28 protein-coding genes are annotated in these 19051 nt (G+C 34.6%); 22 read left to right on the plus strand and 6 right to left on the minus strand.

From position 1 onward, the window contains the following. Nucleotides 1-9 precede the first annotated feature (9 nt). From rpsE to rpsI, 18 genes are all read left to right on the plus strand, one after another. The gene (gene rpsE, locus ACFOZ1_RS15760; protein WP_390200811.1) at nt 10-516 is read left to right on the plus strand and encodes a 30S ribosomal protein S5; all 507 of its coding nucleotides are present in this window, start codon (nt 10-12) and stop codon (nt 514-516) included. A 13-nt stretch (nt 517-529) separates the two neighbouring features. Continuing rightward, on the plus strand, nt 530-712 hold the full coding sequence (gene rpmD, locus ACFOZ1_RS15765; RefSeq protein ID WP_390200812.1) for a 50S ribosomal protein L30: 183 nt from the start codon (nt 530-532) through the stop codon (nt 710-712). A gap of 30 nt (nt 713-742) precedes the next feature. Further along, nucleotides 743-1180: a 50S ribosomal protein L15 gene (rplO, locus tag ACFOZ1_RS15770; RefSeq protein ID WP_390200814.1), complete on the plus strand. Its 438-nt coding sequence runs from the start codon at nt 743-745 to the stop codon at nt 1178-1180. Continuing rightward, nucleotides 1180-2475 carry a preprotein translocase subunit SecY gene (gene secY / locus ACFOZ1_RS15775; RefSeq protein ID WP_390200816.1) on the plus strand — a complete coding sequence of 432 codons (1296 nt, stop codon included), beginning with the start codon at nt 1180-1182 and terminating at the stop codon, nt 2473-2475. The genes rplO and secY overlap by 1 nt, the downstream gene beginning before the upstream one ends. Nucleotides 2476-2516: 41 nt before the next feature. Further along, nucleotides 2517-3167 (plus strand): adenylate kinase, encoded by a 651-nt coding sequence (locus ACFOZ1_RS15780; RefSeq protein ID WP_390200818.1) that lies wholly within the window; start codon nt 2517-2519, stop codon nt 3165-3167. Between the two features lie 85 nt (nt 3168-3252). Continuing rightward, nucleotides 3253-3588, plus strand: coding sequence for an RNA-binding protein (locus ACFOZ1_RS15785; protein WP_390200819.1), 336 nt, complete (start codon nt 3253-3255; stop codon nt 3586-3588). After that, entirely contained in the window at nt 3566-3784 is a 219-nt protein-coding gene (gene infA / locus ACFOZ1_RS15790; RefSeq protein WP_018934234.1) for a translation initiation factor IF-1, read from the plus strand. Before ACFOZ1_RS15785 ends, infA begins: the two co-directional genes overlap by 23 nt. A 30-nt stretch (nt 3785-3814) precedes the next feature. Next, nucleotides 3815-3928, plus strand: a complete 114-nt coding sequence (gene rpmJ / locus ACFOZ1_RS15795; protein ID WP_003156543.1) for a 50S ribosomal protein L36 — start codon at nt 3815-3817, stop codon at nt 3926-3928. A 24-nt stretch (nt 3929-3952) separates the two neighbouring features. Beyond that, the gene (rpsM, locus tag ACFOZ1_RS15800; protein ID WP_390200822.1) at nt 3953-4318 is read left to right on the plus strand and encodes a 30S ribosomal protein S13; all 366 of its coding nucleotides are present in this window, start codon (nt 3953-3955) and stop codon (nt 4316-4318) included. Nucleotides 4319-4340: 22 nt separating this feature from the next. After that, nucleotides 4341-4730 (plus strand): 30S ribosomal protein S11, encoded by a 390-nt coding sequence (gene rpsK / locus ACFOZ1_RS15805; RefSeq protein WP_390200824.1) that lies wholly within the window; start codon nt 4341-4343, stop codon nt 4728-4730. A 204-nt stretch (nt 4731-4934) separates the two neighbouring features. Further along, nucleotides 4935-5879 carry a DNA-directed RNA polymerase subunit alpha gene (locus ACFOZ1_RS15810; RefSeq protein ID WP_390200826.1) on the plus strand — a complete coding sequence of 315 codons (945 nt, stop codon included), beginning with the start codon at nt 4935-4937 and terminating at the stop codon, nt 5877-5879. Between the two features lie 48 nt (nt 5880-5927). Continuing rightward, nucleotides 5928-6281, plus strand: coding sequence for a 50S ribosomal protein L17 (rplQ, locus tag ACFOZ1_RS15815; RefSeq protein ID WP_390200827.1), 354 nt, complete (start codon nt 5928-5930; stop codon nt 6279-6281). Nucleotides 6282-6539: 258 nt separating this feature from the next. After that, nucleotides 6540-7358, plus strand: a complete 819-nt coding sequence (locus ACFOZ1_RS15820) for an energy-coupling factor transporter ATPase (RefSeq protein ID WP_390200829.1) — start codon at nt 6540-6542, stop codon at nt 7356-7358. Next, complete coding sequence (locus ACFOZ1_RS15825; RefSeq protein ID WP_390200831.1) at nt 7349-8215, plus strand: energy-coupling factor transporter ATPase; 867 nt, start codon at nt 7349-7351, stop codon at nt 8213-8215. The genes ACFOZ1_RS15820 and ACFOZ1_RS15825 overlap by 10 nt, the downstream gene beginning before the upstream one ends. Then, nucleotides 8212-9003, plus strand: a complete 792-nt coding sequence (locus tag ACFOZ1_RS15830; RefSeq protein ID WP_390200833.1) for an energy-coupling factor transporter transmembrane component T family protein — start codon at nt 8212-8214, stop codon at nt 9001-9003. The genes ACFOZ1_RS15825 and ACFOZ1_RS15830 overlap by 4 nt, the downstream gene beginning before the upstream one ends. A 26-nt stretch (nt 9004-9029) precedes the next feature. After that, complete coding sequence (gene truA, locus ACFOZ1_RS15835; protein WP_390200835.1) at nt 9030-9782, plus strand: tRNA pseudouridine(38-40) synthase TruA; 753 nt, start codon at nt 9030-9032, stop codon at nt 9780-9782. A 169-nt stretch (nt 9783-9951) separates the two neighbouring features. Continuing rightward, complete coding sequence (gene rplM / locus ACFOZ1_RS15840) at nt 9952-10389, plus strand: 50S ribosomal protein L13 (protein WP_390200836.1); 438 nt, start codon at nt 9952-9954, stop codon at nt 10387-10389. Between the two features lie 19 nt (nt 10390-10408). Further along, nucleotides 10409-10801, plus strand: coding sequence for a 30S ribosomal protein S9 (rpsI, locus tag ACFOZ1_RS15845; RefSeq protein ID WP_390200837.1), 393 nt, complete (start codon nt 10409-10411; stop codon nt 10799-10801). 68 nt (nt 10802-10869) lie between these two features. On the opposite strand, the gene ACFOZ1_RS15850 is transcribed toward rpsI, so the two are convergent. From ACFOZ1_RS15850 to ACFOZ1_RS15875, 6 genes are all read right to left on the minus strand, one after another. Continuing rightward, entirely contained in the window at nt 10870-11910 is a 1041-nt protein-coding gene (locus ACFOZ1_RS15850) for a tyrosine-type recombinase/integrase (protein WP_390200838.1), read from the minus strand. 93 nt (nt 11911-12003) lie between these two features. Then, nucleotides 12004-12198 (minus strand): DNA-binding protein, encoded by a 195-nt coding sequence (locus ACFOZ1_RS15855; protein ID WP_390200840.1) that lies wholly within the window; start codon nt 12196-12198, stop codon nt 12004-12006. Between the two features lie 44 nt (nt 12199-12242). Next, nucleotides 12243-13487, minus strand: a complete 1245-nt coding sequence (locus tag ACFOZ1_RS15860) for a Rep family protein (RefSeq protein WP_390200842.1) — start codon at nt 13485-13487, stop codon at nt 12243-12245. 189 nt (nt 13488-13676) lie between these two features. Then, on the minus strand, nt 13677-13961 hold the full coding sequence (locus ACFOZ1_RS15865; RefSeq protein ID WP_390200844.1) for a hypothetical protein: 285 nt from the start codon (nt 13959-13961) through the stop codon (nt 13677-13679). Between the two features lie 124 nt (nt 13962-14085). Further along, complete coding sequence (locus ACFOZ1_RS15870) at nt 14086-14796, minus strand: FtsK/SpoIIIE domain-containing protein (protein WP_390200846.1); 711 nt, start codon at nt 14794-14796, stop codon at nt 14086-14088. Continuing rightward, entirely contained in the window at nt 14793-15218 is a 426-nt protein-coding gene (locus ACFOZ1_RS15875) for a hypothetical protein (RefSeq protein ID WP_390200848.1), read from the minus strand. The genes ACFOZ1_RS15870 and ACFOZ1_RS15875 overlap by 4 nt, the downstream gene beginning before the upstream one ends. 220 nt (nt 15219-15438) lie before the next feature. Here ACFOZ1_RS15875 and ACFOZ1_RS15880 point away from each other — a divergent pair, with 220 nt between their 5' ends. From ACFOZ1_RS15880 to ACFOZ1_RS15895, 4 genes are all read left to right on the plus strand, one after another. After that, a complete protein-coding gene (locus tag ACFOZ1_RS15880) occupies nt 15439-16233 on the plus strand; it encodes a hypothetical protein (protein WP_390200850.1) in 795 nt (264 codons plus the stop codon). 490 nt (nt 16234-16723) lie between these two features. Next, complete coding sequence (locus tag ACFOZ1_RS15885) at nt 16724-17482, plus strand: hypothetical protein (RefSeq protein ID WP_390200852.1); 759 nt, start codon at nt 16724-16726, stop codon at nt 17480-17482. Nucleotides 17483-17726: 244 nt separating this feature from the next. Beyond that, nucleotides 17727-18611 carry a ParA family protein gene (locus ACFOZ1_RS15890; RefSeq protein ID WP_390200854.1) on the plus strand — a complete coding sequence of 295 codons (885 nt, stop codon included), beginning with the start codon at nt 17727-17729 and terminating at the stop codon, nt 18609-18611. Nucleotides 18612-18620: 9 nt separating this feature from the next. Next, nucleotides 18621-19049, plus strand: coding sequence for a hypothetical protein (locus tag ACFOZ1_RS15895; protein ID WP_390200856.1), 429 nt, complete (start codon nt 18621-18623; stop codon nt 19047-19049). Nucleotides 19050-19051 lie beyond the last annotated feature (2 nt).

Below are 19051 nucleotides of genomic sequence, written 5' to 3' on the forward strand. Positions count from 1 at the left end.
GAGGGACATATGTTGCGTACTAACATCGACCCAAACAAATTAGATTTAGAAGAACGCGTTGTAACAATCAACCGTGTAGCAAAAGTAGTAAAAGGTGGACGTCGTTTTCGTTTTGCTGCACTTGTAGTAGTCGGAGATAAAAATGGTCATGTAGGATTTGGTACTGGTAAAGCACAAGAGGTACCAGATGCGATTAAGAAAGCAATTGACGATGCAAAGAAAAACTTAATCAAAGTACCTATCGTTGGTACATCTATTCCACACGATGTCATCGGACAATTCGGTGCGGGAAGCATTTTAATGAAGCCTGCAGCTGAAGGTACTGGAGTTATCGCTGGTGGACCTGTTCGTGCCGTATTAGAATTAGCTGGTGTTGGCGATATCCTATCTAAATCATTAGGATCTAACACACCAATTAACATGGTGCGTGCGACTATCAATGGACTTAGCGAGCTAAAACGTGCTGAAGAAGTAGCAAAACTTCGTGGTAAGTCTGTAGAAGAATTGTTAGGATAAGGAGGGAAAACGAATGTCTAATAAATTAGAAATTACCCTCAAACGCAGTGTTATCGGTAGATCTGAAGGACAAAAAGCTACTGTACAAACACTAGGATTAAAAAAGATTCACCAATCAGTAGTTCGTGAAGATACTCCTGTCGTGCGAGGCATGATTAATAAAGTATCACATTTAGTAGAAGTAAAAGAAGTTTAATAAAATTCACTGTAAAGAGGAGGTGCTCGCATGAAACTTCATGAATTAAAACCAGCCCAACCGAAAAAGAATCGTAATCGTGTAGGTCGTGGTATGTCATCAGGTAATGGTAAAACGTCTGGACGTGGACATAAAGGTCAAAACTCTCGTTCAGGTGGAGGTGTGCGTTTAGGCTTCGAAGGTGGTCAAATGCCATTATTCCAACGTCTTCCTAAACGTGGGTTTACAAACATTAACCGTAAAGAATTTGCGATTGTAAACTTAGAAACTTTAAACAACTTTGATGAAGGTACTGAAGTGACTCCTGAGCTTTTACTTGAATCAGGTACCATCAGCAAATTAAAATCTGGTGTTAAGATTCTTGGTAACGGAAAGTTAGAAAAGAAACTAACAGTAAAAGCTCATAAGTTTTCTGCTTCAGCGAAAGATGCTATTGAAGCAGCGGGCGGTCAAACAGAGGTGATTTAATGTTTCGTACAATCTCCAATTTTGTGCGTGTGGCTGATATCAGACAAAAAATTATATTCACACTTCTAATGTTAGTTGTATTTCGAATAGGTACATTTATTCCTGTACCATTCACTGATCGAAGTGCAATTAATTTTATGAATGAACAGAGTGTTTTCGGATTAATCAACACGTTTGGTGGTGGAGCCTTACAGAACTTCTCCATCTTTGCTATGGGAATTATGCCATATATCACTGCATCCATTATCATGCAATTATTGCAAATGGATGTAGTCCAAAAATTCTCAGAGTGGAAGAAACAAGGAGAAATGGGACGTAAGAAGTTAGCACAGGTAACTCGCTATGCTACCATTGTGCTTGCTTTAATCCAAGGATGTGCTATGGCGGTTGGTTTTAACGCAATGTCTGGGGGACTATTAATTAGTGATCCTGGAATTGGCAAAGTGTTAGTTATCGCTTTAATTTTAACAACAGGTACTGCATTTTTAATGTGGGTTGGAGAGCAAATTACTGCACATGGTGTGGGAAATGGTATCTCTATCCTGATTTTTGCGGGTATCGTTGCGGCAATTCCAAATGGTGTGAATCAAATTTATGCACAATATTTTGGAGCAGGTGCAAATGATGAATTATTCATTAATATCATTATAGTTCTGTTAATTGTCTTATTGATTATTGCGATCACTGTTGGTGTGATTTTCATCCAACAAGCACTTCGTAAAATACCAGTACAATATGCAAAACGTCTAGTAAACCGTTCACCAGTTGGCGGACATTCCACGCATTTACCATTAAAAGTGAATGCAGCAGGAGTTATCCCAGTAATCTTTGCCGTTTCATTTATTATTGCTCCGAGAACGATTGCTAGTTTCTTTGAGAATAATGATATAGCAATGGCAATTTCTAACTTTTTTGATTATACGAAACCTTCTGGTATGATCATTTATGTTGCTCTAATTATCGCCTTCACGTATTTTTATACTTTTGTTCAAGTTAATCCTGAGCAAATGGCAGATAACTTAAAGAAACAAGGTGGCTATATCCCAGGTATACGTCCAGGTCAAAATACGGAAACTTATTTAACTCGTGTAATGTACCGTTTAACATTTGTCGGAGCGCTGTTCTTAGCAGCTGTTTCTGTACTTCCAATTATTATTGGTAGTTTAGCTGGTTTACCAGACGCAGTTCAAATAGGCGGAACAAGTCTATTGATTGTTGTCGGGGTAGCACTACAAACAATGAAACAATTAGAAGGACAATTAGTAAAACGTAATTACAAAGGCTTTATTAAATAAGTTTTTTGTATCGGAATAGATAGAGAGCGAGGGGAAATTCGTTGAATCTTATCCTAATGGGCTTGCCTGGTGCTGGTAAAGGAACACAGGCAGAAAAAATTGTAGAGAAGTACCAAATCCCTCATATTTCAACTGGAGATATGTTCAGATTAGCTATTAAAGAAGGAACAGAACTCGGACAAAAGGCAAAAAGCTTTATGGATGAAGGATCACTTGTTCCTGATGAAGTAACCATCGGAATCGTTGAGGAGCGTCTAAGTAAACCTGATTGTGAAAAAGGCTTTTTACTTGATGGTTTCCCTCGTACGATTGCACAAGCAGAAGCATTAGATCAATTGCTTAATAAGATGAATAAATCATTAGATTATGTGTTACATGTCGATGTAGATACAAACGAATTAGTTGAACGTTTAACTGGCCGTCGCATTTGCCCAACTTGCGGAGCAACGTACCATGTTCTATTCAACCCACCTAAAGAAGAAGGTGTGTGTGATAAAGATGGTGCAGCGCTTATCCAACGCGAAGATGACCAACCGGCTACAGTTAAAAATAGACTTGATGTAAACATCGCACAAACACAACCAATGTTAGATTTTTATTCTGACAAAGGAAGTCTAGTAACAATTGATGGTTCGCAGGCAATTGATAAAGTGTTTATTGATATCGATGAAAAATTAAAGAATATTTTATGATTTTTTAATCGTAAAGTTGGTATAATGATAAAGTACACGTATTTATTGTGAGCTAAACATATAACCTAAATGAAGGTGATGATGGTTGAGCGAAACGGAGAGGTATCCGGATTTAGGTCAAGTTGTTCAAATCCTACAAGGACGAGAAGCAGGTCAGTATGCAATTGTTATTGAAAAGCTAGACAGTCGTTTTGTGTTATTGGCAGACGGAGAGAAACGAAAGTATGATCGACCCAAGAAGAAGAATGTCAATCATATTGTCTGTATGGATTTTATTTCTCCTGAAGTACAAAAGAGCCTTCTCGAAACAGGGCGTGTAACCAACGGAAAGTTGCGTTACGCTATTACTAAGTTTGTCAATGAAATACTGGCAGATTTGAAGAAGGGAGATCAACTCGATGGCGAAAGACGATGCAATTGAAGTCGAAGGTACTGTAATTGATACATTACCTAATGCAATGTTTAAAGTAGAATTAGAGAATGGTCATACCGTTCTTGCTCATGTTTCAGGTAAAATTAGAATGCACTTCATTCGAATCTTACCTGGTGACAAAGTAACGGTTGAACTTTCTCCATATGATTTAACAAGAGGTCGTATTACGTACCGCTATAAATAAAATGCTCCGATACTAGAGGAGGTATGGAAGATGAAGGTAAGACCATCTGTAAAACCGATTTGTGAAAAATGTAAGGTTATTCGTCGTAAAGGAAAAGTAATGGTAATCTGCGAAAACCCTAAACATAAACAAAAACAAGGATAATAAAGAAGGAGGTGCATGCAATCTATGGCACGTATTGCTGGTGTAGATGTTCCACGTGATAAGCGTGTAGTTATCTCATTAACTTATATTTACGGAATTGGTAAAACAACTGCTCAAAAAGTTCTAGCTGAAGCTGGAATTGATGAGAATACTCGTGTTCGTGATTTAACAGAAGACGAATTAGGTAAAATCCGCCAACTTGTAGATGGATACACTGTTGAAGGGGATCTTCGTCGTGAAGTATCTCTAAACATCAAACGTCTAATCGAAATTGGTTGCTATCGTGGTGTTCGTCACCGTCGTGGATTACCTGTTCGTGGTCAAAAAACAAAAAACAACTCTCGTACTCGTAAAGGTCCGAGAAAAACAATGGCTAACAAAAAGAAATAATATAAAGGAGGTATGCTAATTTATGGCTCGTAAAACTAATACACGTAAGCGCCGTGTGAAAAAGAATATTGACACTGGTGTTGCTCATATTCGTTCTACTTTTAACAACACAATTGTAACAATTACTGATGTTCAAGGTAATGCGGTTAGTTGGAGCAGTGCAGGTGCACTTGGTTTTAAAGGTTCTCGTAAATCTACTCCATTCGCTGCACAAATGGCTGCTGAAGCTGCTGCAAAAGCTGCGCAAGATCATGGTATGAAGACATTAGAGGTTACAGTAAAAGGACCTGGTGGTGGACGTGAAGCAGCAATTCGTTCACTTCAAGCAGCAGGTTTAGAAGTAACTGCCATTGTTGATGTAACACCGGTTCCTCACAATGGTTGTCGCCCGCCAAAACGTCGTCGAGTATAATCGCAGTATAATATTTGTTAATCTGTCTATAATGGTTTATGATAGCTGAATAGAGTATATAACTGTCTTTTCTCTTAACACCATTGCATTCGACAGACATTTCATACAATTGCAGTGTGCAGAAACGGGACTGCCTACCTGGGGAATTTCGGTTAGACGTGAAGTCTAACCGGGGTTTCGACGTTTTAAAGGAGGGTTTAATGAATGATCGAAATTGAAAAACCGAAAATTGAAACAGTAGAAATCAGCAATGATGCTACTTACGGAAAGTTCGTTGTAGAACCACTAGAACGTGGATATGGTACTACATTAGGGAACTCCTTGCGTCGTATCCTATTATCTTCACTTCCTGGCGCTGCTGTGACATCTGTACAAATAGATGGCGCACTTCATGAATTTTCTACTGTAGATGGAGTAGTAGAGGACGTAACTACTATTATTCTAAATCTTAAAAAACTAGCTCTTAAAATTTACTCTGATGAGGAAAAAACGCTAGAAGTAGATGTACAGGGAGAAGGAAAAGTTACGGCTGCAGATATCATTTTTGATAGTGATGTCGAGATATTAAATCCTGATCTTCATATCGCTACATTAAGTGATAACGGTCATCTTAAAATGCGTATTTCAGCAAAAAGTGGTCGAGGATATCGCCCCGCTGACACGAATAACCACGAAGATCGTCCAATTGGTGTAATTCCAGTTGATTCTATCTTTACACCAGTTCAAAAGGTAACCTATCAAGTAGAAAATACCCGTATTGGTCAAGATTCCAATTTTGATAAACTTACTTTTGACGTGTTAACAGATGGAAGTATCCGTCCTGAAGAAGCTGTATCTTTAGGTGCGAAAATATTTATGGAACACATTAATATTTTCGTAGGTTTAACAGATGAAGCGAAAAATGCTGAAATTATGATTGAAAAAGAAGAAGACCAAAAGGAAAAAGTTCTTGAAATGACAATTGAAGAGCTTGATTTATCTGTGCGTTCATACAACTGTCTGAAACGTGCTGGAATCAATACTGTTCAAGAATTAGCTCATAAGTCCGAAGAAGACATGATGAAGGTACGTAACCTTGGTCGTAAGTCTTTAGAAGAAGTGAAGCATAAATTAGAGGATTTAGGTCTAGGACTAAGAAACGAAGAGTAAGTCGACTTTTATCTTCTTGACAGAAGTTTTACGAAGGAGGGAATATTCATGGCTAGAAAGTTAGGACGTACGACTGACCAGCGTAAAGCATTATTACGTGGTTTAGCTACTGATCTGATTATCCACGAACGTATTGAAACAACTGAAGCAAAAGCTAAAGAATTACGTTCTGTTGTTGATAAGATGATTACTTTAGGTAAACGCGGTGATTTACACGCTCGTCGTCAAGCTGCGGCATTCTTATACAATGCAGAAGCAAACGAAAATGAAGATGCTGTACAAAAGCTTTTCAATGACGTTGCTAAGCGATATGAAGATCGTCAAGGTGGATATACAAGAGTATTGAAATTAGGACCTCGTCGTGGTGATGGGGCAGAAATGGCGATTATTGAACTTGTTTAATTAAATAAGATCAAGCAGGAAGGGCAGGGGCCAATCACTTGAGTGGTTAAACCAAGCCCTTTTTTTGTATGTATAAATAACTCCTACAATATTCCTTCTAAAGTAACGATTAGCAATTCTAAATATTATCATACATAAAAAATATAGCAATTTTTGTAGAATGACTTACATTCTCCTTGTCAACCACGTTCTCAAACAAGTATCATAAATGAAGAAGCATTTCCCGGGAAATAGAATCAGAAAGGTAGTTCTTATAATATGACACAAATCGAGTTTGAAAATGTGTACTTTAGATATAATGATGACGAAACGTGGACATTAAAGAATGTTAGTTTCCAAATCAATAAGGGTGAAACTATCGCAATAATTGGACGAAATGGATCTGGTAAATCAACAGTTGCAAAATTAATGAATGGTCTTTTATTGCCTCAATCAGGTACGATCTATATCGATGGTATGAAAGTAACTCCACAAACGATATTTGATATTCGGCAAAAAGTGGGCATGGTCTTTCAAAATCCAGAGAATCAATTTGTAGGTACAACTGTATTAGATGATGTTGCCTTTGGTTTAGAGAATCGAGGAATCCCGCGTGAGGAAATGATTCGACGTATTGATGAGAGTCTAACAAAAGTAGGCATGTCTTCATATAAACAACATGAAGCACATCATTTGTCAGGTGGCCAAAAGCAACGTGTAGCAATCGCTGGTGTGATAGCAATCTACCCTGAGATACTTATTTTAGATGAAGCGACATCGATGTTAGACCCGATTGGTAGAAAAAGCATACTAGAAACGATAGATAAGGTAAAACAAGAAAATGAGTTAACATGTATTTCCATTACGCATGATATGAATGAACTGTCGATAGCTAATCGAGTTTTTGTTTTTCATGAAGGTAGATTAGAACAAGATACCACACCACGTCATTTCTTTTCTTCAACGGAAAATTGGAAGACATATGGATTACTACCACCGTTACTAACCCAATTCACTAAACAAATTGGAAAAAATGGGATTTTGTTACATACCCATCCATTAACACATGAGGAGTTAATACGTGAGCTATGGAAATAAATTTTGAGAATGTAAGCTATACTTATCAAAAGAATACGCCTTTTTCCTTTCAGGCATTGAATCAAATAAACCTTACTATTCATTCAGGTGAATTCGTAGCAATAGTAGGACATACAGGTTCTGGTAAATCCACATTATTACAACACATGAATGGTCTCTTAATTCCTACAGAAGGTACTGTGACAATTGGTGATTATCAATTGTCAAGTCATGGAAAAAAACAAGATTTAAAAGGGTTAAGAGAGCGTGTTGGAATTGTTTTTCAATATCCCGAACATCAGTTATTCGAAGAAACGGTTCGTAAAGATATTGCATTTGGTCCACAGAATTTTGGCGTGCCAGAGGAAGAAATAATGATTAGAACAAACCGTGTGATGACAGATGTAGGGTTAGATCTATCGATATTAGAAAAGTCGCCATTTGAGCTTAGTGGTGGACAGATGAGACGTGTGGCTATAGCTAGTGTCTTAGCAGTACAACCAAGTGTACTAGTATTAGATGAGCCAACAGTGGGATTAGATCCATATGGTCAAAAGCAAATGATGGATTTGTTTGCACATATGCATAAGGAGCGTTCGCTTACTACAGTATTAGTCACACATAAGATGGAAGACGCGTGGAAATATGCAGACCGGATTATCGTCTTAGAACAAGGCGAGAAAGTGTTAGAAGGCTCACCAACGGAAATTTTTCAAAATCGTGAAACATTGCATAAAAATCATTTAGAATTACCTGAAATGTTACTTTTCATTGATCGATTGAATCAGAAATTAAAACGTAAAATCGTCTATTCTGGTCAATCCATAGATGAATTAGCAATAGAAGTTGTGCAACAATTAAAGGATGAGAGAAAATGAAATCGTGGTTAGTTATAGGACAATTCGTACCGGGAGACTCGATACTACATCGGTTAGACCCTCGTACAAAAATGTTAATTATTTTTAGTTATGTAATTATTGTTTTTTTTGCAGATGATAGCATCGGTTATGGGTTATTGACATTGTTTGCTGTCATTGTTGTTGCATTATCGAAGTTACCTATCACATTTATATTAAAAGGTATTATGCCAGTATGGTTTTTTATTTTGTTCTCATTCTTTATTCATTTATTTTTTACAAATGAAGGACAGTTATTATGGCAGTTAGGGCCTATAACGATCTATGAAGGGGGCCTGTTACAGGGGTTAATCATCTCCTTACGATTCTTTTTATTAATTATGATAACATCTCTGTTAACATTAACAACCTCTCCAATGGAGATCACAGATGGCTTAGAGACGTTATTACAACCACTAAAGAAATGGAAGGTGCCTATTCATGAACTTGCTCTAATGCTATCCATTTCGTTACGTTTCATCCCAACACTTATGGAAGAATTAGATAAGATTTCGAAAGCGCAAGCCTCTCGTGGAGTCGATTGGAAAACTGGCACAATAAAAAGTAGGATCTATGCAATTGTCCCATTACTAGTTCCATTATTTATAAGTGCATTTAGACGGGCAGAAGAATTAGCAATGGCGATGGAAGCAAGAGGGTATCGTGGGGGCGAAGGTAGAACGAAATTAAGACAACTTCGTTTCACACGTATAGATCTTTATGCATTCCTTTTTTATAGTTGTGTTATTGTGTTGTTCTTTATTTTGTAAGAGTGTGAAGAAAGGAGGTAGTATTGATGCGATTAAAAGCAGTGATTCGTTACGATGGAGTGCATTTCTCTGGGTACCAGGTACAGCCAAATAAACGAACAGTACAAGCAGAAATAGAAAAAGTACTATTCAAAATGCATAAAAATAAGCCTGTTCGAATTACAGCATCAGGTCGAACAGATCAAGGAGTGCATGCTGTTGGGCAAGTGATTCATTTTGATACAGATTTAAGTATACCGACTGCTAGCTGGAAGAGAGCATTGAACACGATGTTACCTGACGATATCTATGTCAATTATGTGGAAGAGGTGTCTGATCAATTCCATGCTCGATTTGATGTGAAGGAAAAAGAATATCGTTACTTTCTTCATCATGGGAGCGACAAAGATATCTTCCGACGAAATTATGAATATCACAGTAATAAAAGATTAGATGTGGAAAATATGAATAAAGCAGCAGAACAATTTGTAGGCACACATGATTTCACTGCATTTTGTGCAGCGAACAGTAATGTCAAAGGGGATAAAATCAGAACTGTCACACATACCGCTTTTATAGAAGATGGCGATAAACTCATTTTTTCGATAAAAGGGACTGGTTTTTTATACAATATGGTTCGGATTATTGTAGGTACATTAGTAGAAGTGGGATTACATAAAAGAAGCGCGGAAGAAATTGGAGAAATACTCACATCCAAAGATCGTTCAAAAGCAGGCAAAACCATGCCTCCACAAGGATTATACCTTTGGAAAGTCGTATATTCTGAAAAAGATAAATAAAAACAACGAATCCTTGCGTTCTGCTATTGACATTCTTCATTATATGTTATAATATGGTCTATGGCATTTTATTTTCTATACCACGGATAGCCCCGGAAAGTTACTCGTGTTAGAATATAAATTCGGACAATAAGATTATGGAATAACAGATACAGGAGGTAAACCAATCATGCGTACAACTTTCATGGCAAATGAAGCAAATATTGAGCGTAAATGGTACGTTGTTGACGCTGAAGGACAAACGTTAGGTCGTTTAGCTAGTGAAGTAGCTTCTATCCTTCGCGGAAAGCACAAACCAACATATACACCGCATGTAGATACTGGTGATCATGTAATCATCATTAATGCGAATAAAATTGAATTAACAGGTAAGAAATTATCTGACAAACTTTACCGTCGTCACTCTAACCACCCAGGTGGATTAAAAGAGCGTACTGCAGGTGAAATGCGTGAAAAATATCCTGAGCAAATGTTAGAAATAACAATTAAAGGGATGTTACCAAAAGGAAGCCTAGGTCGTAAAATGGGCAAAAAACTACATGTTTATCGTGGCGCAGAACACAAACATGAAGCACAAAAACCAGAAGTTTACGAACTTCGCGGATAATTAAAAGGAGGTTACTATAGTGGCACAAGTACAATACTACGGTACCGGACGCCGTAAAAGCTCAACTGCTCGTGTACGTTTAGTTCCAGGTACTGGACGTATCGTTGTAAATAAACGTGATGCGGAAGAATACTTCCCATACGAAACTCTTCGTACAATCATTAAACAACCATTAGCAGCTACAGAAACAGAAGGTAGCTATGATGTATTAGTTAACGTTCATGGTGGAGGATTTACTGGCCAAGCTGGTGCAATTCGTCATGGTGTAGCTCGTGCATTATTAGAAGCAGATCCAGAATACCGTACAACATTAAAACGCGCTGGATTCTTAACTCGTGACGCTCGTATGAAAGAACGTAAAAAATACGGTCTTAAAGGCGCTCGTCGTGCACCACAGTTCTCAAAACGTTAATCAATTCTTTATTGTATCAACGTTTACAAACGTTTTTTGGTTCAAGTTGGTTCAAATCAGCTTGAAAATCATAATAAACGTAGTAGAGATAAAGCATCAGCATCTTGCTGGTGCTTTTTTTCTGGCATTAATTCAAGATAATAATTTTGCGTTGTTTGAACGTTTATATGTCCAAGTCGCATAGAGACATAAGCGATATCTATATCTTGAGCAAATAGGAATGATGCGTGCGTATCCCTTAAGCCGTGGAATGTTGTTTTATTAATGTTTAATTTCGTTAATAATTCAGCTAATAGTTCTGATTGTTTGAAGCCAGTAAAGCCAAAAATATAACCATTATCTTTAACGGGAATGTTACGTATAAGCTCATACACTTCTCTGTTGATAGAGACATCACGTTTGGCATTTTGTGTCTTTAATGATGTATCATCAGAAGTAGGACTGATCGAATGCCTAACTTTTACTCCATATTCATAAAGACTCTCAGGTCGTATTGCTAATAGCTCTCCACGTCGCATACCTGTCTCTAATGCGAGTAATATAAGTAAGTTAAACTCGTCTTCTGGATGCTGTAAAACGTAATTACGAAGCTTTTTAAAGTCTGTTATAGATAAGGCTTTGTTTCGCTTAGGTGGATTTTCTCCACGTGTTTTTACTAGACGAGCAAAATCATTCGCAATATAACCACGGGCATATGCATCGCGCAAAGATGTTTTTATTTTAAGAAGAACCTCATGTGTTGTTTTTCGAGAATGTGTTTTCGCATATTCATCAATTTTCTTTTGAACGACAATATCATTTAAGTTTTTTAATTGAATTTCTTGAAATAAGTTTCTGATAACTCCTAAAGTGCGAATATAATTTTGAAATGTTGTTTCCTTAACATCATTTACTTTTACAAGATAAATCCAATTCTCGAAAAAATCCGCAAAGGTTGTTGTTCTCTGTGCAAGTTCTTTACCTTCTCCTTTCGCTAATTCCATTTCTAATGTCCAAAGTTGTGCTTCTTTCTTCGTTGGAAAAGTCTTAGAAAGCTTTTTATGTTTTCCTAGATTGTATAAGGAAACTTGCGCTCTATACGATTTTCCTCTTTTTATAATACTAGCCATACTATCAATCCTTTCATAAAGATAGTTGATAGATGCCAGTTGAATACAACCGTATTGTATTCCGAATTTGGCATATTATCAACTAATAGTAATTTAAACAGATTGTCCCTCGATAAAATTTATTAAAGACTTTATTGTGTATCTTTCTTGTCGACCAATCATGAAACGGTTAAGTTCACTGTGTGATCGTATATATTTATCAAATGATTTTGGGTCTAAACCTAGAAAACGAGATGCTTGCTCTCTTGTTAGTAAATAGGGAAAAGAGAAACATTCCTTGTTCACCATGAATTGATACTCCTCTCTTTTCTTTTTTGAGAAAAATGAGATATTTAGAATAAGACATTTTGTGAATTGTCTTGTGGCTTGTCATCATTTGCTTTGGCTGGCTTGATGACAGGCTTATTTTTAATTGCATTTATTACCTGTTTATATAATTTTTCGGTAGTCCAATTTTGTAAACTATCTTCACCCTTTGTTACTTCAATATATGGGTTCGGTTCTTTACTTGATTTTTCAAGAAAAAAATTATCTAGTTTGCTGTCATAAAAAGCAGTTTGTATTGAATCCTTATCAAGGTACAAAATTAGGTTTATTCTTCTCGCCAGTTGTTTGAAGGAATCAGTACGTGAATCAAATTTCTTATTCTCCTCTATTATTTTTAAATAAAAATCTCTAGGTTTATATGGGGAAGTAATAATAAAAATATTTGCAGTAAGTGGTTTATCGAAGTATCGACTAGCTCCCATTACATCATCATTGAAAGGGTCAAGCGTTTTTAGTAAGTCACTGTATTGAAATGTAGACGGTCTTAATTCGTCTAAAATAATAATTTTCTGACCTTGATAATGTTGAAATGGATCTCTGCTAGAACCAGTAATAAAATAATCTTCACCATATTGAGAAGCATAATCTTTTGCAAGTCTTGTTTTTCCTACGCCTGAATCTCCATAGATCCAAATAACTTCAATAGATAGATTGTTTTCCCTCATGTATTCTCTCCATTCAACTGCTACAACTTCCATATGCTTTTGATAAACGGAGTCAATACGAGTTTTAGCCTTCGCATATTGTGAACCCGATAATTGTTTCTCTACCTCTTCTTTGGAGATTTTGCCTATATATAATTTGTCTAGTAGTCCCTTGATAATTAATTCATCTTTTCCAGTTAAGGTGAATTTAACGCCCTTTTTTGCTTTTTCTATTAAATCTTTGTAGTCAAAGTTGGATTTTACTTCATTGACATCATATTGATGTTGTTCTTGGGCGTCAATAGTAGCATGAATCAAATAAGAGTAACCGTTTGTAGAGTCACCCTTCCATTGTTGAATATATTGGGGACTATCCTTTAGTAGTTTTGCAACATTAGCAATACTTCTAGCATTTTCAAATTGTAACATTACATGAATGTGTGGTATTTTAAGAGAGCCACCTTCGTTTATATCCTTGTTATGAAGGATAGCAGCGTATTTGATAGGGTTTAGCTCTTTCTCAATATGTACTAAGCACTCTGTTAAATCTTTAAAGGGTAAGTGTTCTAAACTTTGGACGTACATCATATTTTTTGCTTTAACCATGAACAAGGACTCCTTTTTTGATATTTGGCAACACCGGAATCTTAATTTTTAGGGGTGATAACAAGCCCTCACCCCTTGATAATAAAGGCTTTCAACGTTTTGACACCAATCTGTAATACTTTTTTCTATGATTGGGTAGCGTGCTTTGAGTCTATGACTCCGCACCGCTACCCAATCATAGAATGATTACTATTCAATAAGACGGATATCATCAGCCTTAATACTTAAAGTTGCTCTATTATTAGCAACGAAAGGTGTTCCTATTGCATTGACTATTTCTACATATGTTTGTGGTACAAGACTTTTTTTGAGTGGAATTGTAATATTTAAGATTTCACCATTTGAAACATCGATAAGCCGATAGGAATATCCTTCTACCGTTTCAGTACGTTCACCGTTAACATACCTGTATTTTTCCCTTGGCTCTGCGTTTGTAGTTAATAATTCTTCTAAGTTAATACTGTAACCTGCCATATCTATGGCTCCCTTCTTCACCAAAGAAATAGTAATATAGCTTAAAAACTTTCTATATCATTGGATGGCTCAGCTTTTAGGGTCAATCAGAGCTTTGGACATATTTAAAAATATTAATGTTAAACTATACTTTTTTCTTGCTAAGACCTTTAGCGATTAGGCTATTAGCAAGCTTCATGTTGTACTCAGGGACAAAAATTTTTACTATATCTGAGCTATCTGTTTGTAAATATCCTTCTCCACGTTTCAAAGATATGTAATCGTCTTTTTCCATATCAGGAAATAACATACGCCTAGATTCGTCTGATAGTCTTCCTAGCCCTAATCGAATAGGGAAGTTATCTCTAGCACCATTCACAAAGTACGAAGAGTCAGCACGTTGTAAGGCCATAATAATATGGACATTGAAACTCCGTCCAAGCATCAAAAGTTCTGCAATTTTCTTCTTAAAATCTTCTGCTTCCTTCTTGTCTAAAACTGTTAAGAAACTAGCAAATTCATCAATAAATAAATAGAGCGGTTTTCTTGTTGTATCTACTCCACTTTGTCGCTGATGAAATCTATCCAAAAAGTTTAAGATACCGTCTTTTGCTTCATTGTAGCGATAGCAATTTTGAAAGTCTGCAAAAGGTTCGAAGTCTGTATCGCCTTTATAATCAATAATGCAAAGCTCAATTTCTGGATTTTGTTCTACTAGAGAAGCCATGAGATATTTGCTTGCAAAAGTTTTTCCAGTTCCACTTGCCCCTGTAATGAGAGCATGAGGGGATTTTTCCCAATCTATAAAGATTTTTTTACCTTTATTCTGTAGGGCATAAAATGCGAAGAAATTCATTTTATTAACTCCATTGCTACAATGAATTTTCCATTTTCAATTGCCATTCCTCTGACTTTTAGATTGGGTATTTGTCCGTACGTGTATTGTTGCTGTAAACTTCCTTGTAGCTTGCCATTAAGGTATTCTCCGTTTACAGAAATCTCTTTCTGAAGAGCTTCTATATCTGAAGTTCGAATGTTTTCCATACAATAAATTCGATTACTATTTTGATAACAGATAGATTTATCGTCAGAAGGGTTCAAATGCACGGATTGTATTTCTCTCTCTAAACTTCGATATATTACCTTATTTTTTAACCATCGTAATTGTTCATTGGTGTATTGTGGGAAAACATCTTTCTCCTTTAAGTCAAGATATCTTTTAAAACAAAATGAAACTAATAGTATTAGTAAAACTAATATTAATAATAAATAATCCATTTTCATTCTCCTTCTTTTCTATTTTTTTGTTTAGTTAACTGTAATGAATTCATTTTTTATCACCTCACTGTTTTCTTGATATTTATAGTATTGCAGGGATTAATAGAAAAGATTGGACAAAAACAAAACAAAAAAGTATTTTATTTAATCTTGTTTTTGTCCTGTTCTATCTGGCTAATTGCGATATAATACCTTACAAACAAGCTTAGGAGTGAAAAATATGATTTTAGAGGAAAAAAGACGAGTAAAATTAGTTTATGAGGAATTGGAAAGAATAATGGAAGATGAAAGACTTTATGCAAGATTAATCAGAGTACTAACGGCTGGAATATTAAGGAATTATAAAAACGAAAATAAACTCTCATATAAGGAATTGACTGCGAAACTCCAGACAAAAGAAAAACGTATAGATTACCATGAGGAATCAATTAAAAAATTTGTATATGGAACGCGTTTTATACCTGAAAAAGATGTGGAAGCTTTATCGGGAATTATAGAAATTGAAGGTGCAAAAGATATAATAATAAACGAAACAGCAAAATTGATTAACAGTCATATTTATTATAATGAATATGGAGATTTTCGCTTGATTCCTATAACTCGGGAGATTCTAAAAGGGCTAGAGAAACCTTTAAAGGAAGATTTAGAGGAAATAAATAAAATACCAGAAATAGAAGAATGGATTTATGATTTAAAGCCAATACCTTCGGAGAGTTTGAATAAAGCAATAGAAGAAAGTCTTCAAAATGAATCTAATGAACTGTTTAAAAAGGTGAAAAATCTGAGGATCAATGAACCTATTGACGTACAAAATATACAATTTTTAAAGAATTCAATTGATTTTTACGAAAAACACCCTCATGCAGATATGCTATTTAGTCAATTTTTCTCGAAACAATATGATTTATTCGGCCAAGTACTAGACAAAAAGATTGAGCCTAATGAATTTTCAGTAGAATTGAAGAAATTAATAGAGATTGCTCGTGCAACAATAGAATTGGAAAATGATAAATAAGAGGATATGGAGTTACCAGAATCCTTATATTACAAATGTGCTGATATTGTCACAAACCTATGGATTTTATAAAATACCCATATTTTAAAGAATATTGATTCTTGAGGGGGGATTTAAATATTTAAGGTATGTTTCAACTTACCTTTTGAATAGTTCAAAAGACTCTTGTGTAAAAACAGGAGTCTTTTACTATACGACAGATTAAATCAAAGATTGATTACATTGGATTTGATATGCCAGTTGGGTATTTTAAGATGGGAATGCTTGAAAATGATGAGTTTGGATTACTATGCATTCAATACACTCTCATATGGAAGGTGTATTTTCCTTAAAATTAATTTGCAATTAAAATGTTATTACTTAAATAATAGCAATACATAAAGTGAATAAACATACTTGTATTATTAATTGATATACTTATATTGAAAATTTATGATTACGAGAAACTTTTTTTAAATAGACCGTAATCAAATTAGAGAGGATCTGTAAAATGAGTAAAAATCAAGAATATCAGGATAATATCGAGCAAAGATGCTTAGATTTTGTAAAGAATGATAAGAATGAGAAGGATTGTTTTGGATTATCCAATAAACAGTACGTTGAATTGAAAAAATGGTTAAATGAAGCTAAGCCTAATTCTAATAGTACTAAATTCCCCGATTTTGTTTTTAAGGATGGCTTTATAGAACATTTTGCAGTTACTTCCTCCTTAGAGAATAGAAAAGGTGCAAAGCAGAAAAGGGAATCTATAGTTTTTAAAAAAAATAGTGAAACTAATTTTTTAAGTAATCTTGATAGTATTGAAGAAGAAATACTGTTAAGTCATTCGTATGGTCGTGAATTTGAAGAACATACATATTTTAATATTGTAAATTCAATAAAAAAGAATTGGGTAAAGCATATAGAAAGTTACGATAAAAATATTTCCACATCTAATCATGGTATTTTCCTAATTGAATATATAGACATTAATATCGAAACAGCAGTTTCTAGAGAAAATGAGCGAGCAGAAATTTTTGAGACATATCGAATAAGCGTTGACAAGCATTTGTTAAATTGGATATATACATACAAAGAAAAAATAGATTATTTAATATTTGTTAATCTTCTCTCACCCTCTATTGAGGTAATAAGAATAGATAATATTCCAGAGCTTATAGAGGGAATTTCAAATGTTATGTTTGCACCTACTTTAGGGATGGAAACTCATAAATATGTAGGTTTTAAAATTAGGAAAGAAGATATTTAATATCACATTGGTAGAGTAAAGTAAAAACTTCATATTTATTGAAGTTTGTTTCTGGCATTTAAATGATGTAGGTTTTGGCAGTATAATTATTAATCTTTTTGAATCTCTTTTCAAGATAAAATAAACGATAGTTTACCTAGTCTATACGATATGATAAAACTTTTCCTCATTGTTTTTTAATTATACATTTTTAAATATAGTTACTATATAATAGAAGAAAATAAAAAGTTATGGGGGAATAATCATGAAAAGAAATGTTATAGCAATGTTAAACATGAAAGGCGGAGTCGGGAAAACAACTTTATGTAAAGAAATTGCATATTATTTATCAGCTAATGATAAAAAAGTTTTGTTAGTTGATGTTGACCCACAAGGAAATTTAACACAGTCAATTTTTGAAAGATTCAACTTCAAGCATCATTATGAAAGTGAAACTGCACGAAATAAAGACTATAAAATTTGCACAGCAACTATTAGTAATGTTTTTGAGTATACTTCTATTGTTGAAAGTGTAAAGATGGAAGATTTTATTTTAAAGTTAAATGAGAATTTAGCTATTATACCAGGAGATTTAAATGCAGTATTTTTTGAACGATCGTCAGGGGGCTCAGAAAGTGAAAATGCCCTAAAAAACTTTATGGAAGACTTCGAAATAAGGGAAAAATATGATTATATTTTCTTAGATTGTCCACCAACTTTTTCTTTCTATACTACGGCAGCCTTGTTAGCTAGTGATTTTTATATGTCTCCAATCCACCCAGATTCATATTCAATTTTAGGGATAGATTTATTATTCCAAGTAGTTGATCGATTGAAAAAGGTATATAGAGATCGTTTCAAAGCATTTCCATTAGATCATTTAGGTGTAATATTCTCAAATATACCTAGAGACGGAAGTACCCAACAAGGAATGAAGGATATGATTAAAGACATTCAACAGAGTGAAGTGTTGAAAGGGCTAAATGTTCATTTCTTCAATGAGCCTTTTCGAATTAACCCATATATACCTAAAAAGATAGATTACTTTATTGCAGATTCTAAATCAGATTTCTCCTACGAAAATTTACGAAAAATTGTAAGGGAATTAGAAAATAATATAATTCATCTTAAAACACCTGTCCAACAATAGGAGGATATAATGATTAAAAATATATATGAAAAGGTTTCAAAAATAAAAAAAGCTGATAGTGAAGACAAAATAAAACTGGAACTATATGGTGTGATCTCCAGTTTATTATTGTCAGGAATATTCGAAAAAAATAGTGAAATTAAAGATTTTTTAGAGAATAGTAATGATAAATTTAAAGAGGAGATAAAGCCATATGTTTATCTTAGTAAAACATTAATAATAGGAAGAATCTCAAGGGAAATCGAAAAAGAATCAAAATTATTTAATTACAATTTTGCTCTAGATATTAAGGCTTATATAGAAAATTGGATTAAAGAAACTGATGATAGTGATGTAATTGAAGAGCCTAATAAGAAGTCAGATAATCTCAAAAAAGATGATATTAAGAAAAAAAATTATACAGATGCGCTATTTGACAGATTTAAAAGGGGAGAATAGTA

This window comes from Gracilibacillus marinus (assembly GCF_042651725.1).
Classification (GTDB): domain Bacteria; phylum Bacillota; class Bacilli; order Bacillales; family Amphibacillaceae; genus Gracilibacillus; species Gracilibacillus marinus.